Source organism: Xanthomonas codiaei (assembly GCF_002939785.1).
GTDB classification, from domain to species: domain Bacteria; phylum Pseudomonadota; class Gammaproteobacteria; order Xanthomonadales; family Xanthomonadaceae; genus Xanthomonas; species Xanthomonas codiaei.
The window spans coordinates 1-17,483 of sequence record NZ_MDEC01000027.1 but is presented as its reverse complement, the minus strand read 5'-3'; the positions used below and the strand labels follow the sequence as shown (position 1 = coordinate 17,483).

Here is a 17,483-nt window from a genome sequence, read left to right as displayed (position 1 = left end):
AGAGGCGAAACGTCACGGCGTTCCGCGCGGTAGAGCGCGCGAGGAACGCAACAATGAAGCGAATGCTGATCAACGCAACGCAGGCCGAAGAGCTGCGCGTGGCGATTGTGGACGGCCAGACCCTGTACGACATCGACATCGAACAGCCGTCCAAGGAACAAAAGAAGTCCAACATCTACAAGGGCCGTATCACCCGGCTCGAGCCCTCTCTCGAAGCGGCGTTCGTGGACTATGGCGCCGAGCGCCATGGCTTCCTGCCGCTGAAGGAAATCTCCCGCGACTATTTCCAGGCCGGCGTCGACCATAACAAGTCGACCATTCGCGAGTTGCTGCGCGAAGGCCAGGAAATCGTGGTGCAGGTCGACAAGGAAGAGCGCGGCAACAAGGGCGCCGCCCTGACCACGTTCATCTCGCTGGCCGGCCGCTACATGGTGCTGATGCCCAATTCACCGAGCGCCGGTGGCGTCTCGCGCCGGATCGAAGGCGAAGACCGCGCCGCGCTGAAGGAAGCGCTGGACAAGCTCGATATCCCCGACGATATGGGCGTGATCATCCGCACCGCCGGTGTCGGCCGTGATGCCGAAGAACTGCAGTGGGACCTGGATTACCTGCTGCAGACCTGGAAGGCGATCGCCGAGGCGGCGCTGAGCAAGCCGGCGGCGTTCCTGATCTACCAGGAATCGCGCCTGATCATCCGCGCGCTGCGCGACTACCTGCGTGCCGATGTCGGCGAGATCCTGGTCGACACGCCGGAGTTGTTTGCCGACGCGCAGGAGTTCATGAAGCAGGTGATGCCGCAGAGCCTGCGCAAGCTCAAGCACTACACCGACGACATCCCGCTGTTCAACCGCTTCCAGATCGAGTCGCAGATCGAGGGCGCCTACGAGCGCAACGTGCGCCTGCCCTCGGGCGGCTCGATCGTGGTCGACCAGACCGAAGCGCTCACGGCGGTCGACGTGAACTCCTCTCGCGCCACCAAGGGCAGCGACATCGAGGAAACCGCGTTCCAGACCAATCTGGAAGCGGCCGAGGAAGTCGCGCGCCAGCTGCGCCTGCGCGACCTCGGCGGCCTGGTGGTGATCGACTTCATCGACATGGCCTCGTCCAAGCACCAGCGCGAAGTCGAGAACAGGCTGCAGAACGCGCTCAAGTACGACCGTGCGCGCGTGCAGCTGGGCCGCATCTCGCGCTTCGGCCTGATGGAAATGAGCCGCCAGCGCCTGCGGCCGAGCCTGGGCGAATCCAGCCAGATCGTCTGCCCGCGCTGCGATGGCCATGGCCGCATGCGCAGCGTCGAGTCGCTGTCGCTGTCGATCATCCGCGTGGCCGAAGAGCACGCGATGAAGGAGAACACCGGGCAGGTGCTGGTCCAGGCCCCGGTGGAAATCGCCAACTACCTGCTCAACGAAAAGCGCAGCGCGCTGCGTGAGATCGAGCAACGCCACGAGTCGCCGATCATCATCGTCGCCGACGAGCAGCTGCATACCCCGCACTACGAAGTCACGCGCCTGCGCGAGAACGAGTTGGGCGAAGACAGCAGCAAGCCGAGCTATCAGCGCGGCACCCCGCGCAAGTTGCCGGTGCATGCGCTGACCACGGCGCAGTTGAACATCCCGGCCGCCCCGGCGGTGACGTCGATCAAGCCGAGCCAGCCGGCGCCGTTGCGCGAAGAGGCCCCTGCCCCGGTCGCGCCCGTCGCTGCGCCGGCACCGGTGGTGACCGTGCCGATTCCGACGCCGGTCACCGGCGTGGTCGGTTGGCTCAAGCGCATCTTCGGTGGTGTCGAGCCGGTCGCTCCTGCGCCCGAGGCGACTCCGCGCCCGCGCCAGAACGATGCCGGTCGCGCGAATCGCAACGAGCGCGGTGAGCGTGGCGGTCAGCGCCGCGACGGACGCGATGCACGTAACGGCGGCCAGAACCGCGGCAATGGCGGTAATGGCAATGGCAACGGCGCCAATAAGGAGCGTCGCGACGAGCGCCGCCAGCCGGCCAGCGGCCAGGGTGCGCAGAACGGCGCCCAGGCACAGCAGCAGGTGCAGGTGCCCAAGCCCCCGCGCAACGAGGCGCAGGCTCCGAAGCAGCAGCAACCGCAGCAGCCCCAGCAGCAGAAGCCCAAGCCGCAGAACCAGTCCCCGCGCCCGCCGCGTGCGCCTGCCCAGCAGGATGGCGCGCCGTCCGAGCGTCAACCGCGTCAGCAGCGCCAGGATGAGACTGCGGTGGCAGCGCAGGCCGCCACCGCGACTGCCGCAACGGCAACGACGTCGAGCGTGGTATCGGCCATCGCCGAAGCAGCTGCCCCGGTCAACACGCAGACCAACGCCAACGAGGCGACCCCGGCGCATCCGGTGGAGGTCGTGGTGAGCGAATCCACTGCCGACCGTGGTACCGACGCCACTGCAACTGCGCCGACCCAGGACGCTTCAGGCGACGATGCGGCCAACGGCGAAGGCGGAAGCCGCCGTCGTCGCGGCCGTCGTGGCGGCCGTCGCCGTCGGCGTGGTGCCGGTGCCAACGGCGAGGGCGGCGGCAGCGTCGATGGCCTGGAAGCCGACGATCTGGACGGCGATGCCGACAACGATCTCGACGGCGAGAGCGATGGCGACGATGCCGGTCCCCAGGCCCAGGCCTCCGCTGCGCCGCGCGCCGGCCAGCCGGAGTTCGACTTCGACGACGATGCACCAGCACCGGCTGCGCGGGCGAAGTCCGAACCCGCCACGCAGGCAGCAGCCAGGCCGCGTCCGGTTCCCAAGGAGCGTGCAGAGCCGCAAGGCGGCAGCGATACAGCCTCGGCCACCGCGCCGGTTTCCAGCGCGGTGCCGTCCCCGCAGCCCTCGGCAGCGGCACCGGTGGCCGCAGCTGACACCGCGCGCGAACGTCCCGTGGCGCCGGCTGTTGCCACTGATGCACCTGCCAAGCCCGTCCCGGCTACGACGCCGTCGACGGCGGCTGATGCAGACGCCGCTGCAACGCAGTCGGTAGAGCAGCGCCCGGCTCCGGTCGCTCCGCAGGTCTCCCCGGCCCCGGCACCGGCCGCCACTCCGGCACCGATTGCCACCCCGGCACCTGCAGCTGCGACCGGCACTCCGGCATCCACCGCAGTACCAGCGGTGACCGGCGCTACGGCCCCCGCACCGGTACCGGCCACTGCGCCCACGGCACCGGCGCCGGCTGCTGTGACGCCAGTGGCAGCAGAGGTCGAGGCTGGCTCTCAACGCCGGCCCTCCGCACGGGCCGATGCCGCCGCGCCCGTGGCCGACAAGGCCGCTGCACCGCAAACCGACAAGCAGGAGCACGCTGCTTCGGCAGGCGCTGCCACGCCTGCGGTGCAGTCGGCGCCGGCGCAAGCGACCACCGAAAAGCCTGCTGCCGATCTGCCTGCGTCAGCGACGCCAGCGGCGCAGGCGGCAGTGGTCACGGTCCAGGCGCCGCACGCCGCGCCGTCTGCCCCGCAGGCACCGCCGGCCGAGATAGCTGTCACCTCCACTGCGGCGGTCGTACCGACCAGTTCCACGGCAGACGCCGCACCGGTGCGCAAGCCATATGCTCCGGTGCAGACCACACTGCTCGATGCGCTTAGCCCCAGCGATGCTGCAGCACCCGCATCGTCGGTCAGCCAAGCGTCGACAGCTCCTGCCGCAACGCAGGAGACCTTGGCAGACAAGCCGAAGCCGACGGTGATCGTGTCCGAGGCAGCAAAGCCGGTTGCCCAGTCGCCCGACGCCGACACGGCGCAGGACGACGACAGCAACAAGCCGCGTGGCGATCACTGATCCTCACCTGAGCGATCGAGCTGGCCTGAGCCAAGGGCCATGTCGGCATGAAAAACAGCGGCCTTCGGGCCGCTGTTTTTCTATGTGCGCCTTGCAGACGGTGCACTGCGCATGCAACGGCGGACACCCCGCCACGGGTTTCAGTCACTGCGTTTGTGCGCAGTGCGCCGACAGCACGTTCGCGCGGGATGATGAGAGAGCCCTTCGTGCGTTGCGCCGCGACAACGGCTGGAACTTGCAGGCGCCTTTGGCTCGTTCTCGCAGCAAGGCGCTTGGCAGGTCGCGTGCGTGATCACGCGCAGCGCCGGGCTGCACATCCGCATCTGACGCGCACCGTTATCATCGGCCCAGCAGGCGCCTCGCCCTCCAGACGCGGGGCAGCCCAAACGGAGAACAGCGATGATGCAACGTCTCGAGACAGCGGAATTTTCCATCGAAGCCAATCCGATCTTCGACAGCACGCGCGTGTCCGGCGGCTCGATCAGTCTCAGGCACGCGCAGCAGACCGCGTTCTCGCCGCAGATCAGTGTGTGGACGGCTGCCGCCGAGCGCAAGCTGTCGCCACAGCGCTGGCTGACCAAACTGACGCGCGACGACGACCCGGTGATCGAGCGCAAGGCGGTGACATTTTCCGGAATGCACGGCGAGATGGTCACCCTCAAGGGGCGCCTCGAAGATTGGGACACCAAGCAAGTAAGGGATTGGTATCGATTGCGCGTGGTGCTGGTCGCGCCCGATGGCCGCACCTGGTATCACGCCACCGCGATGACGAGCGAGGTCGATCGGGCGGCAGTCGAGGCGGACTTCCTGCGTCTGCTCGGCTCCATCCAGGTAAAGCTGGAGGGCATTGCGGCCGGCAAGGAACAACTCGCAAGCGATGCCGAACAGGCGGCGGCGCTGTCACAGATCAAGCACGCAATGGACACCGCCGCGCAAGCGCAACAGGCGCGCGAAAAGGCGGTGGCACGCGCTGCCGATGCCACGCGCCTGCACGCACCGGTCGCCGATGTCCAGGCGCGCTTCGACGCTGTCGTTACCATGCTTGGCCTGGATGACAAGCGCGAGTTCCTGCGCCAGATCGTACTGCCCGCTGTTAGCCTCACCGAGCTCGGCGTTGCCGATGCGAACAGCATCGGCATCAGCCGTGTCGGCGGCGGCCCCGACCTTGCCGCAGGTCAAGACTGGCCACGCGATGCCAGCGGTTTCTACCTGAACTTTCTGGCGCAGATCCAGCTGTCCGAACTGCCGGAGCGTGCGGAAGTCCTGCCCGAAGCGGGGTTGCTGGGGTTTTTTACCGGATCGGACTATTCCGATTGGCGAGTCGTGTTCACACCATCCGACGCCACGCTGGTGGCCCACGCCCTCCCCGACGATGCGATCGACACCACCGAAGCGGCGACGCGCATGGTCGTCTGGGACAGCGAGCGGCAGCGCTTCGTTGCCAACGGCGCCAGCGTGGGCGGGTTGTCTGTCGACACCGACGCCCACGGACGCCTGCAATTCCGGCGTGACGGTCAGGCGGTGATGGCATTCGCCTCCGAATATGAGATCAGCCGATCGGCACAGGCATTGCGATTGGAGCGATCGCTCAGCGCGCCCCTGCATCCTGCCGTCAGCGGCAATCCGGACATCGATGCAGCCGCAGCGATAGACGATCTAGCCGGGTTTGCGCTGGCGCTGGCGGAACAGCTCAAGGTCGGCGACGGTCCACAGCACCAGATGTTCGGGGTGTGCGGCATCGACGAATGGCAGAGCATTCAGGCGCTGGCGGCGGCCCATGCGGCCAGACAGGGCTGGACCGACATCGCCGCCCCCGATGGTTGGTTCGTCCTGCTCAAGCTGGCCTCGGGAGGCGGCGCGGACTTCAGCTTTTCCGACCATGGCGACTACCTCTTCCTGGCCCATCGCCAGGACGCCGCAAAGGGCGAGTTTTCGCGGATCTATGCGCTGGTGGAATCCAGCTGACGCCGCGGGCGGGACGGCGAGCGCACCGCGGCGGCAGGCGGCGGCCGACCCGGCACCATGGTTCGACCGAGCTGGCGGCGCGCTGCGAGCAGCACGCTGCATGCAGGGGATCGGCTTATAGAATCCTCGAAGGATCGGTCAGGCCGTACTGATTGGCCAGCCGCGCCAGCGCGATGTTGTCCTGGATGCCGACCTTCTCGAACAGGCGCGCCTTGTGCGTATTGATGGTCTTGGCGCTCAGATTCAGGCGCTTGGCGATGTCTTCCTGGCGCAGCCCCTGGGTCAGCAGCAAGGCAACCTCCAGCTCGCGTGGCGACAACGCGTCGAATGGCGAGCCGCCGCCTTCCAGGTTGGACAGCGCCAGATTCTGCGCGATGGTATTGCCCAGATAACGCCGCCCCAACGCGACCTCGCGCACCGCGCGCAACAGCTCGTGCGCGTCGCCGCCCTTGCCCACATAGCCGGACGCGCCGGCTTCGAGCAGCCGCTTGGGCAGCGGGCCGTCTTCCAGCACCGACACGATGATGACGCGCGTGCCGTAGTCGCCCTTGACGATGCGCTCGGTGATTTCCAGCCCGCTCACGCCGGGCAGATGCAGGTCGCACAACACGATATCGGGCTTGAGCTGGCGGATCTGCGGCAGCGCCGCTTCGCCGCTTTCTGCCTCGCCTACCACATCGACGTCCACTTCCTTGGACAGGATCATCTTCATGCCGGTACGCACGAGTGCATGATCGTCGATCAGAAAAACTCTGATGGTCATCCTTGTTGTCCTCGCTGTGCGGCTGGCTGATGCAGCCTAGCTCCGTGAATAATTCAGGGCAAGCTCGATGCGACGTATTACGCAAGAGTTAGAGCGATGGACGCTCGTTCTGCGGGCAGCGACACGTGTTTGCCTGTGTCGCGCGGTGTGTTCGCATGATGCAAGCGCCTGCAATGCAGGCCATATCGGGCAACGCAGTCGCGCCCGGTCAGATTTTCACTGGCTCGGTGGTCCGCGCATTGTCCACCAAGGGGCGTAACTCGGGATCGAGTGCGACACGCTCATCGAACACGAAGCAGCGGCCGTCATAGCCCTCGCCGCCGACGTCTTCGAAATAGCCCAGGATCCCTCCCTCCAACTGAAGCACGTTGTCCATGCCATCGGCCTGCATCCAGACGGCGGCCTTCTCGCAGCGGATACCACCCGTGCAGAAACTCACCACCGTGGCGTCGGCCAATGCTGCGCGGTGCGGCTCCAGTGCGGCCGGCAGGTCGGTGAACTTGTCGATCGGCAAGGTGAGCGCGCCACGGAACGTGCCGTAGGCCACTTCCTGCGCATTGCGCGTGTCCAGCAGCACCAGCGGGCGTCCCTGGTCGTCCTGCCCGTTGCGCAGCCACTGCCGCAGCACCGCAGGCGTGACCGCAGGCGCACGCCCCTGCAGCGGCGAGGCGTCGTTGCGGCGGAAGCTGATGATCTCCTGCTTGACCTTGACCTTGAGCCGTGCGAACGGCTGCTGCGCGCTCTGGCTGTACTTGATGCGCATCTGCGCAAAGCGCGGGTCGGCCTGCAGCCATTGATAGAATGCTTGGATCTGGTCCGCTTCTCCGGCCAGAAACAGGTTGATGCCCTCCTCCGCTATCAGCACCGAACCCTTCAGTTCCTGCTGCTGCGCCTGCGCCAGCACGCTGTCGGCCAGGTGCTGCGGGCCGTGGATGGGAACGAATTGATAGGCCGCGGTATTGGTGATCATCCGGTCATTTTAAAACGCCAGCCGCCGGGTAGCGAGCGCTCGCCGGATCTGGTGCGCCGAGCAGACCTGGATGCGCCTGCCGCATCACGCCATTGCGCGCTCGGATGCGATACGCCCCTGCACCGATGGCGCCCGGGGGCGGTCAGCCGCGCAGCAACAGGAATGGCAGCAACACCAGGGATGCGACGATCAGCATGCCCAGCAACGTCGCGATCACGAACAGCGGGCGCTTGCGCAGCAACGCACCGAAGGTTTCCGCAGTACCCGCAGCGATGGCCTCCTGGCGCTGTGCGCGTGCGATCGCGCCGCGCTGGGCCTGGTAGGCATCCAGCACCGCCTTGGCCCGCGGATAGTCGGCGTCGTCGCTGAGCCAGATGCCGCCTGCGGAAACGCCCCAGTTGCTGGGACGGGTTTCGTAGACCTGCACCAGATGCTCGCGCAGTAGCGCCCGCACCTCCTCGGCTTCGTCGTCGGGAACATTGCGCAGGTTGAGCAGCAGCTTGGCCATGAGGCGATGATAACGGGAGCCAGGTGCGATAATGGCCGTCTGCCTTCCTGGATACGCCCATGCGCCTCGTGCTGATGCTCTGTACCGCCCTGCTGCTCGCCAGCTGTGCGCCTGCCCTGCCGCCCTCGGGCGGCACCATCGCCAGTTTCGAGCGGATCGACCGCACCGTCGGTACCGGCGCGCAGGCCACGCCCGGTTCCCTGGTGACGGTGCATTACACCGGCTGGCTATACGACGAAAAAGCCGCCGACAAGCACGGCAAGAAGTTCGACAGCTCGCTGGATCGCGCCGAGCCGTTCCAGTTCGTGCTGGGCGGCCGCCAGGTGATCCGCGGCTGGGACGATGGCGTGGCCGGTATGCGCGTGGGCGGCAAGCGCACCTTGATGATCCCGCCGGACTACGGCTACGGCGACAGCGGCGCGGGCGGCGTCATACCGCCGGGCGCTTCACTGGTATTCGATGTGGAACTGCTCGGCGTGCAGCCGCGCTGAGTCCGAAGCTGATGATGGATGCGATCAGGCCGCGGCTGGCGGTCATTGGCGGCGGGCCTGCAGGGCTGATGGCCGCGGAAGTGGCCTGCGCTGCCGGCATGGCCGTGGACCTGTACGAGGCAAAAGGGTCGGTGGGACGTAAATTCCTGATCGCCGGCAAGGGCGGGCTGAATCTCACCCATTCCGATCCGATGCCGCTATTCGCCCAGCGCTACCGCGAGCGTGCGCCAGCTGTGGCCGCATGGCTGCAGGAGTTCGATGCCGACGCATTGCGCGCCTGGGCGCGCGGGCTGGGCGTGGAGACCTATGTCGGTAGCTCCGGGCGGGTGTTTCCGATCGATCGCAAGGCCGCGCCCCTGCTGCGCGGCTGGGTGCGCAGGCTCAAGGAGCAGGGCGTCGCCTTCCACGTGCAGCATCGCTGGCTGGGATGGAGCGATGACGGTGCGCTGCGATTCTCCACGCCCGCCGGCACTATCCATGGCCAGGCGGATGCAACGGTGCTGGCGCTGGGTGGCGGCAGTTGGCCGCAGCTCGGTTCCGATGGCGCCTGGCAGGCGCCGCTGCAGCAGCACGGTATCGCCGTGCGCCCATTGGTGCCGGCCAATTGCGGCTTCGATCTCGACTGGAGTGCGCATTTCGCGCAACGGCATGCGGGTGCGCCGCTCAAACCGGTGGTTGCGCATTGGCGCGACAGCGCCGGCGTGCAGCACACGCTGCAAGGCGAATGCGTGATCACGGAAACCGGGATCGAGGGCAGCCTGATCTATGCCATCGCGGCGGAGTTGCGTACTCAGATCGATGCGCATGGCGTGGCGGAACTGGCGCTGGATCTGCTACCCGACCGTTCTCTGGAGCGCGTCGGCACCGAGTTGGCCAGGCCACGCAAGGGGCGCAGTTTCAGCGAGCATCTGCGTCGTCAGGTTGGTATCGAAGGCGTCAAGGCCGCGCTGGTCTACGAACTGCTGGGCAAGCAGGCCGGCGACGATCCGGACCTGGTCGCACGTACGCTCAAGCAGTTGCCGCTGCGCCTGTTGCGGCCACGCCCGCTCGCAGAGGCGATCAGCTCGGCCGGGGGCGTGCAACTGGAAGCGCTGGACACGCAGTTGATGGCGCTGGCGCGCCCCGGCGTGTTCTGCGCCGGCGAAATGCTCGACTGGGAAGCACCGACCGGCGGCTATCTGCTGACTGCCTGCTTCGCCAGCGGGCGTCGCGCGGCGTTCGGGGCGATCGACTGGCTGAAGCGGAAACGCGGTCGCGCTACAGCCGATCGCTGACAGCCGCCCGCGGCCATACCGATTTGACGTCGTAGACCACCGCACCCGGCTTGCCCAGTGCAGCAATGCGCTGGGCGTCGTAGTCGCGATACTGCGCATGCGCCACCGCCAGCACGACGGCGTCGTAGGCGCCCTCCTCCGGGCCTTCGCACAACTGCACGCCGGCATGCTGCAGCGCTTCTGCGGGGTCGGCCCAGGGATCGCAGGTGTCGACCCGCACGCCGGCCGCCTGCAGCAATTGCACCAGCTCCAGCGCACGGCTGTTGCGCAGATCCGGGCAGTTTTCCTTGAAGGTGGCCCCCAATACCAGCACCCTCGCCTGCGCGAGCGCTACGCCGCGCATCGCCAGCATGCCGCAGACCCGCTCGGCCACGTGGCGGCCCACACGGTTGTTGACCTGGCGCGCGGTGTGGATCAGCTCGGGGTGATAGCCCACGCTTTCCGACTTGTGCATCAGGTAGTACGGGTCCACCCCGATGCAATGCCCGCCGACCAGCCCCGGGCGGAATGGCAGGAAATTCCACTTGGTGCCTGCCGCTTCCAGCACATCGAGCGTGTCGATGCCGAGCTTGTCGAAGATCAACGCCAGCTCGTTGACCAGCGCGATATTGACGTCGCGCTGGATGTTTTCCACCACCTTGGCCGCCTCGGCCACGCGCATCGATGGAGCGCGCCAGGTGCCGGCGGCAATGATGCTGGTGTACAGCGCATCGACCGCATCGGCGGCCTGCGGCGTCGAGCCGGAGGTGATCTTGCGGATATCGCGCAGTCGCCGTTGCCGGTCGCCCGGATTGACCCGTTCCGGACTGTAGCCACAGAAAAAATCGGTGTTGAACCGCAGGCCGGATGCTGCTTCCAGCAGCGGTACGCAGACTTCTTCGGTGGTGCCCGGATAGACGGTCGATTCGTAGATCACCAGATCGCCGGGCTTGAGCGCCGCGGCGATCAGGGTGGTGGCGCTGCGCAGCGGTTCCAGGTCCGGTTGCTCGAAGCTGTCGATCGGCGTGGGCACCGTCACGATGAACACGCTGCAGCTCGCCAGGTCCGCGGCGGTGGCGGTGTAGCGCAACTGCGTTGCCGCAGCCAGCTCTGCATCGTCCAGTTCCAGGGTGGCGTCGTGCCCATCGCGCAATTGCCCGACGCGCTGCGCGTCGATATCGAACCCCAACGTGTCGCGTTGCTCGCCGAATGCAACGGCCAGCGGCAGGCCAACGTAGCCGAGCCCGATGACGGCGATACGCGCCTGCAGTGGATGGGAAAGCGTCTGGCCGGACATGCAGCTCCTTGGAATCGTGCGCGTTCGGATATCGCGCGCCTGTGCGGCGGCAGCATAGCGCACGGCGTACCAGGACCGGAGATGCGCCCGCTTTCGTCCAGAGATTCACAATCGCCGTGCAATCAGGCACGCTATCGCCATGCCCGGGTGGCGAAATTGGTAGACGCAAGGGACTTAAAATCCCTCAGCTGTGAGGCTATGCGGGTTCGACCCCCGCCCCGGGCACGTTTTTGGATCGGCCGCCAACCGGCGCGGCTCGCATCCCGCCTGGTGGACCGTACAGTGCCCGATCAGACAAACCGCCGGAGGACTGCGATGTCGATGGTGTGCGGGAGGCAACCCGACGGAAGCGCCCTGCCGGTCTTTGCCACGCTCTTGCCTCGGACCCCGGCACCCGTCGACCCGTTGATCGACGGCATACCCGCCATCGGTGGACGCTGGCAGTACTCCCTGCCCTGCCCGGGTGCTGGCCCATTGATCGCACAACTGGTCGCCTTCGAGCTTGAGCAGTTTTCGCCCGATGCGTTTGCGATCTGCGACATCGCCTGTCCCGACCACATTGCCCGCAGCGTTCGCAAACGACAGGCGGAGTACGTGTTCGGCCGGCTGGCTGCGCGGCTGGCCTTGCGTCAGCAATCGCTGATCCCTGTCGACAGCTCGCTTCAGATTGCCAGCGGACACTCACGCGAGCCTGTGTGGCCGGCGACGGCGGTCGGCAGCATTTCGCACACCGCCCACCTTGCGGCGGCGGCGGTGGCGGCGCGGGGACGGTGGCGCGGAGTCGGCATCGACCTTGAGCAGGTGATCGACGCAGGCGCGCACGAGGCTTTGTTGACTACCGTGGTCAACCGCGCGGAACTGTCGCTTCTTCAATCGATCTGCGCATCGACCGGCCACCCGCTGGATGTTCTGCTGACGATCGCCTTCTCCGCCAAGGAAGCCTTCTTCAAGGCCAGTTTTGCCGCAGTCGGACGCTATTTCGACTTTTCGAGTGCCCAGGTGGTCGCAATGAACCTGGGTGATGGATGGGTTCGCTTGCGCCTTCACGAGCACCTCTGTGCTGAGCTGCCATCGGGAAAGCTGTGCGATGTCGGGGTGGGCCTGGTGGATGGGCAGACGGTCATGACCTATCGGCTCTGGTGAGCGACGCGCCCGCGAGGCGCCAGCTGCGGTTTCGCAGCTGGCGAAGGGCTTGATCATGGCAGTGTCAGCGCGTTGTTTGCCCCTTCCCGCGACTCGGTCTCGTTGGTGTGCAGCCACCACTTCGCAAGCTGCTGCACATGCGGGGGACGCAGTGTGGTGAAGTGATCGCCGGGGCCATCCCAGATGCGCAGCTGCGGGGCAAGCGCGCTCCAGCCGGCGATCTTTGCCTGATGCTCAAGGCGGTTGTGCTCGGCATCCAGCGTCGGATCGCCTGCCAGGACCAATTGCAACGGTCCGTCGAAGCGCGCGGTCGGCACATAGGCGGTGCGCAACGCCGTACCGAATACCTGCACCATGCCGCGTATCGCATCGGGCACCGACCGCTTCGGCAACATACCGGCGCGAACCATTCCCGCATGCACCTCCTGCAGTTGCGCCGACTGGTCCAAATACCGAAATCTTTCCAGCGCGATACCGAAGTTGACGCCGCTTGCCGATTGCAACGACATGATCAGGCGTTCGAGCACGGCGCTGGCCGTATAGCCTCTCGCCGCAGCGCTAGGGTGGCCAGGCACCTCACAATCGATCAATGTCACGGAGGCGACGACGAAGCCCTGCGCACTGAGGAGGCACGCCATTTCGTAGGCGATCCAGCCGCCGAAAGAATGCCCGATCAGGTGCACGCGTCGATCCGGCAGTGCCTCCACCATGGCACGCACAAACGCCTGTGCCGCGACCTCGACGCTGCCATAGGGAAGCTGCCCCCCCTCCAAGCCGCGCGGCTGCAGCCCATAGACCGGCCACGACTGGCCGAGCGCAGACGATAGACCGACGAACCCGGCGACATTGTCGCCAGCACCCGGGACGCAGACGATCGGAACCTGCCTGGCCAGCCCTTTCTGGATGCAACTCAACGGATGATGGACGTCGCGTCGCTGTCTCGATGGCGTGCGTGCCTTGCCAACCGCGTCATTGAGAGCAGCCCCGAGCACCACGACATGGGGGTGTTCGAGCATCGTGTGGTGATCGCCCGGCACCATCACCTGCTTCAACATCGGCGCCGGCAGCAGGCCTTTCCAGCCGAGTGCAGCGTCACTGGCGCCTCGCGCTGGCAAAGCCTGCGTCGCTGTGAACAAATGCACCGGCATCGTGATCGGCATCGGCGCATAGTGGCGTTGCGCATGGCCATGCCCGGCCTCACGCGCCAGATAATTCAGCAGCGCGCTGTCGCCATGGCCTGCCCAATGCCTGGGCAGCCAACCACGCACACGACAAATCGCAAGCAGCGCCTTCGGCTCCCAGTGCTGCACCTGTTCGATCAGCGCAGTAAGGCAACGCCTTGAGGATTGAGGATCGTCGTGCTCGGACACTGCATCAAGACAATGTTGCAACAACAGATAATGCTGAGTGAGTTCCGGCACATGGAAGGCAGGGCCTAGATCGATTCGTGCTGGGTGATAGGTATCGATCAGACCGACAAAATCCACCTGCTCGTTGCACGCCAGGAGTTGGCAAGCCATCTCATACGCAAGCAACCCACCGAAGGACCAACCGGCAATGCGGTATGGCCCCTGCGGCTGCATTGCACGCAGGCTTGCAAGCAAACGCGTTGCCAGCTCCTCCATGGTGGCTGGCTGTGGCTCGCCCAGTGGAATCGCAGAGAGTCCGTAGATCGGCACATCGGCTGAGATATGTTGACCCAGCGCCGAGAAGTAGAGATCCATCCCGGTGAAATCGTGCACCAGAAACAGCGGACGCTGCGAACCGGTGGTCCGTACACTGACTACCGCAGATCTCGACGGATTGTGCAGCTCGGGCCTATCACGCTGGTGGCGTTGAATGGCGAGCGCCATGGCCGCTAGCGTCGAATGCTGCACCAGTTCGCCGAGCGGGATCGTCAACTGCGCCTGCTCCAGCAAGCCGTTGAGGCGGACGATCAATAACGAATGCCCGCCAAGCTCGAAGAAATCGTCGTATCGCCCAACCCGCTCTACTTGCAGCAACTGGGTCCATAGTGCTGCCAGGCGCTGCTCGATCGCGCCTTGAGGTTGCTCTTGGCCATGACTGACGAATGCTTCGGACGGTGGTATCGGCAGCGCCTTGTGATCGAGCTTTCCATTGGGCGTGAGCGGCAGCTGGTCTAAATGGACATACGCCGCAGGCAACATGTAGTCCGGCAGTCCGGCCTGTAGATGGCTTCGCAAGAGCTTTGCGCCCGGCACCAATGATCCTGGGGTGGTGCTATAGTACGCCACCAGCCTGCTGGATCCATCGTCTTCCTTCCTCTGCACCACCGTCGCCGCGGCGATGGACGGGTGCGTGCGCAGCACCGCTTCGATTTCGCCGAGTTCGACCCGCAGTCCGCGGATCTTGACCTGCCCATCGTTGCGCCCCAGATAGTTGAGGGTGCCGTCCATACTCCAACTGACCAGGTCGCCGGTGCGATACATCCGCGCAGTGGCATCGGCACTGAAGGGATCCGGCACGAAGCGCTCGGCGGTCAGCTCAGGCTGATTCAGATAGCCCAGCGCCACGCCATCCCCGCCGATGTAGAGCTCGCCCACCACGCCGAGCGGCACCAGCCTGCGCTGGGCATCGAGCACATAGACTCGCGTGTTGCCGATCGGGTGCCCGATCGGAATGGCAGACGCAGAGCGCTCGGTGATCCGGTGCGTCGTGGCGAAGGTGGTCGTTTCGGTCGGGCCATAGCCGTTGAGCAAGGCCTGCGGCGCGCCCTCGTCCAGGACACGGGACACGACCGCTGGATCGAGGACATCGCCACCGACGATCAGGTAGCGCAGCTGGGCGAATGCCGGCATCAAGGTTGGCGCGTACTGATGGAACAACCCTGCCGTCAGCCAGAGCACCGTAGCTCTTTGTGCCTGCAACACCTGCGCGAACCGTTGCGGTGAGAGCAGCACGTCCTGGTCGATCACCAGTACGCATGCGCCGTTGAGCAGGGGTGCCCACACCTCCAGGGTGCTGGCGTCGAATGCGGGATTGGCGGCGAACGCCACACGGTCGGAGGCGAGAAATTCCGCATAGCCGTTGTTGCAGACCAGGCGGCTGATGGCCCGATGTGGTACCAGCACCCCTTTGGGTTGCCCGGTGGAACCGGAGGTGTACATCAGGTAGGCGACGTCGGTGCTGGATTGCGCAAGCTGCGGATCGTGCTCGGCTACCCCGCTGAGATCCAGCACATCCAGGTCCAGTCGGCCGATCCCGTCTGGTAGTGTCTGCGTACTGCAGCTGATCACCCATCGTGCGCCGCTATCCTGGAGCATCTGCTGCAGACGCTGCTGCGGCGCCTGCCTATCCAGCGGCAGATAGGCAGCGGCGCACTTATTGATCGCCAACTGCGCCATGACAAGGTCGAAGGAGCGGTTCAGGCAGATCGCCACATGGTCGCCCGGCCCAACGCCGTGCTTCATCAACTGATGCGCAAGCCGGTTCGCGCACCGGTTGAGCGTTGCGTAGCTGTATTCCCGCGTCCCGTCGATGACGGCGAGTGCATCGGGACACTGCGCGGCCTGCTGCTCGAACAGCGCGTGGATGGTCTGCGCTCTTGGATAGTCCCGCGCAGTGGCATTGAAGGTCTGCAGGATGCACGCGCGCTCGGCGTCTGGAAGCACGCTGAGGTCTTGCAGAGCAAGGTCCGGGGCGTGGTCCAGGGCATCGACCAGACGATGAAGTGCGGTCATCAGGTAGTTGCAGATTCTCGTTGCTCCGATCTCTGCCACTGCCTGCACCGTCAACGCGAACTGTTCGCCCAGATCATCCACATTCAAGGTCAGCGGATAATTGGTCCGCTCGCTGCTGCCAAGTGCCTGCACGCCCTCCCAGGCGAGGCTCGCCGCCGCTGACGGTGCCGCCTCCACATCGACGCTGTGACGGTAATTGATCAACGCGCTGAACAGCGGAACCGACTCGGCGACACCACTGCAACGTTGCGCCACCGTCAGCGGCGCATGCTCATGCGCCATCAGCGCTGTCAGCTCCGCATGCGTCTGGCGTGCGGCCAGGATGACGCTCTGGTCGAGGTGGATGCGAACTGGCAGGGTATTGATGAACATCCCCATTGCACGTTCCACCCCTGCGTGTCCACGCATGCGACCAAGCAAAACGGTTCCCGAGACGACATCGTCGCGTCCGGATGTGGCGCCCAGCACCATGGCCCAGGCAAGATGATGCAGCCCGGCCGCACTGACATTAAGCGCGCGCGCGTGTCGGCGCAGGCGCTGACTCAAGGGCGCGTCCAGCCTGATACCGGCTTCCTGGAGCGGCTCGCCGTCCCGAGGATACCGGCTGACAGAGAACGGCAACGTCGGCTCTTGTACATCCTGCAAGCGCTGCCGGAAAAACGCCGCGTGCTCTTCTTCGGTCTTCTCGAACAATGCTTGCGCGACATAGTTGCGATAGGGAACTGCGGCCTGCAAACCGACGCCGTCGCTAGCGTGCAACGCCTCCATCTCCGAGCGCAGAACAGCCAGTGCCTGATGATCCAGGGCGAAATGATGAAACAACAAGACGGCGACCAGGCGATGCTGTCCTGGGTCTGGCGCGTAATGCAGTTGCAGCAAGGGCGCTGCCCGCAGATCCAGACGATAGCGAGCTGCATCAAAACGCGCCTGCAGCTGCGCAAGTACATCGCCCTTGACTGGATCAATATCGCTTGGCTCGCAGCATAGCGTCGCACTTCGCCACACCACTTGCATGGGCGCATCCAGCCCCTCCCATACGACACTGGTGCGCAAGATGTCGTGGCGATCGACCACTCGTTGCAGGAGCGCCGCAAACGCCCGCAAGCGTGCCTCGTTATCGAAGGCTAGGCGTGCGTGCAGCAGATACGGATCCCCCTGTCGTGCCGCCAGATGGTGGTACAGCACGCCCTCTTGCAGCGGTGCGAGCGGATAGATGTCCTGCACGTTCGCCGCACCGCCGGGCACCGTGGCCACGATGCGGTCGATCGCCTCCTGCGACACATCCACCAGCGTCAGCAACTCGGGGGTGATGCGCCGGCAGTCGGGCGGGATCAGGTTGGGCGGCACCTCCACATCGCCGGCGGTACCGATGGCTGCCGCAAGCGCGGCCAGCGTCGGTTGCCCGAACAGCACCCGCACGTCTGCGCTCAGGCCGTGTTGACGCATCCGCTCCACCAGCGTCACCGCCAGCAACGAATGCCCGCCCAGCTGGAAGAAGTTGTCGTGCCGCCCCACCCGTTCCACCCCCAGCACCGACTGCCAGATCTCGGCCAGGGTCTGCTCCACCGCATCGGCCGGCGGCTCGTAGCCCTGCAGACGATGCGCCGCATCCGGCGCCGGCA

The 17,483-nt window shown here is 65.8% G+C and carries 10 protein-coding genes and 1 tRNA gene; 6 read left to right on the top strand and 5 right to left on the bottom strand.

The window, feature by feature from the left end:
* The first annotated feature begins 62 nt into the window (after window positions 1-62).
* A complete protein-coding gene (rne, locus tag XcodCFBP4690_RS16985; protein WP_104542725.1) occupies window positions 63-3,770 on the top strand; it encodes a ribonuclease E in 3,708 nt (1,235 codons plus the stop codon).
* A 603-nt stretch (window positions 3,771-4,373) separates the two neighbouring features.
* Entirely contained in the window at window positions 4,374-5,735 is a 1,362-nt protein-coding gene (locus XcodCFBP4690_RS16980; RefSeq protein WP_167394681.1) for a DUF1963 domain-containing protein, read from the top strand.
* Between the two features lie 115 nt (window positions 5,736-5,850).
* Here XcodCFBP4690_RS16980 and XcodCFBP4690_RS16975 read toward each other — a convergent pair whose 3' ends face one another.
* From XcodCFBP4690_RS16975 to XcodCFBP4690_RS16965, 3 genes are all read right to left on the bottom strand, one after another.
* Window positions 5,851-6,498 (bottom strand): response regulator, encoded by a 648-nt coding sequence (locus tag XcodCFBP4690_RS16975; RefSeq protein ID WP_064509526.1) that lies wholly within the window; start codon window positions 6,496-6,498, stop codon window positions 5,851-5,853.
* A gap of 208 nt (window positions 6,499-6,706) precedes the next feature.
* Window positions 6,707-7,468: a sulfurtransferase gene (locus XcodCFBP4690_RS16970; RefSeq protein WP_104542721.1), complete on the bottom strand. Its 762-nt coding sequence runs from the start codon at window positions 7,466-7,468 to the stop codon at window positions 6,707-6,709.
* A gap of 142 nt (window positions 7,469-7,610) precedes the next feature.
* A complete protein-coding gene (locus tag XcodCFBP4690_RS16965; protein WP_104542719.1) occupies window positions 7,611-7,976 on the bottom strand; it encodes a DUF6164 family protein in 366 nt (121 codons plus the stop codon).
* 59 nt (window positions 7,977-8,035) lie between these two features.
* Between XcodCFBP4690_RS16965 and XcodCFBP4690_RS16960 the strand changes: the two genes are divergently transcribed.
* Together XcodCFBP4690_RS16960 and XcodCFBP4690_RS16955 are read left to right on the top strand one after the other, a co-directional pair.
* Complete coding sequence (locus XcodCFBP4690_RS16960) at window positions 8,036-8,467, top strand: FKBP-type peptidyl-prolyl cis-trans isomerase (protein WP_167394680.1); 432 nt, start codon at window positions 8,036-8,038, stop codon at window positions 8,465-8,467.
* An 11-nt stretch (window positions 8,468-8,478) separates the two neighbouring features.
* On the top strand, window positions 8,479-9,741 hold the full coding sequence (locus XcodCFBP4690_RS16955) for a TIGR03862 family flavoprotein (RefSeq protein ID WP_104542717.1): 1,263 nt from the start codon (window positions 8,479-8,481) through the stop codon (window positions 9,739-9,741).
* Here XcodCFBP4690_RS16955 and XcodCFBP4690_RS16950 read toward each other — a convergent pair.
* A complete protein-coding gene (locus tag XcodCFBP4690_RS16950) occupies window positions 9,725-11,017 on the bottom strand; it encodes a nucleotide sugar dehydrogenase (RefSeq protein WP_104542715.1) in 1,293 nt (430 codons plus the stop codon). The two genes, XcodCFBP4690_RS16955 and XcodCFBP4690_RS16950, sit on opposite strands and share 17 nt — an antisense overlap.
* A gap of 141 nt (window positions 11,018-11,158) precedes the next feature.
* On the opposite strand from XcodCFBP4690_RS16950, the gene XcodCFBP4690_RS16945 reads away from it, so the two are divergent.
* Window positions 11,159-11,242, top strand: a tRNA-Leu gene (locus XcodCFBP4690_RS16945).
* A gap of 90 nt (window positions 11,243-11,332) precedes the next feature.
* Window positions 11,333-12,160, top strand: a complete 828-nt coding sequence (locus tag XcodCFBP4690_RS16940; protein ID WP_244183691.1) for a 4'-phosphopantetheinyl transferase family protein — start codon at window positions 11,333-11,335, stop codon at window positions 12,158-12,160.
* Between the two features lie 53 nt (window positions 12,161-12,213).
* Here the strand turns inward: XcodCFBP4690_RS16940 and XcodCFBP4690_RS23295 are convergent.
* Window positions 12,214-17,483 (bottom strand): non-ribosomal peptide synthetase (locus XcodCFBP4690_RS23295; RefSeq protein WP_146091933.1); only part of this gene is annotated, 5,270 nt, incomplete at its 5' end.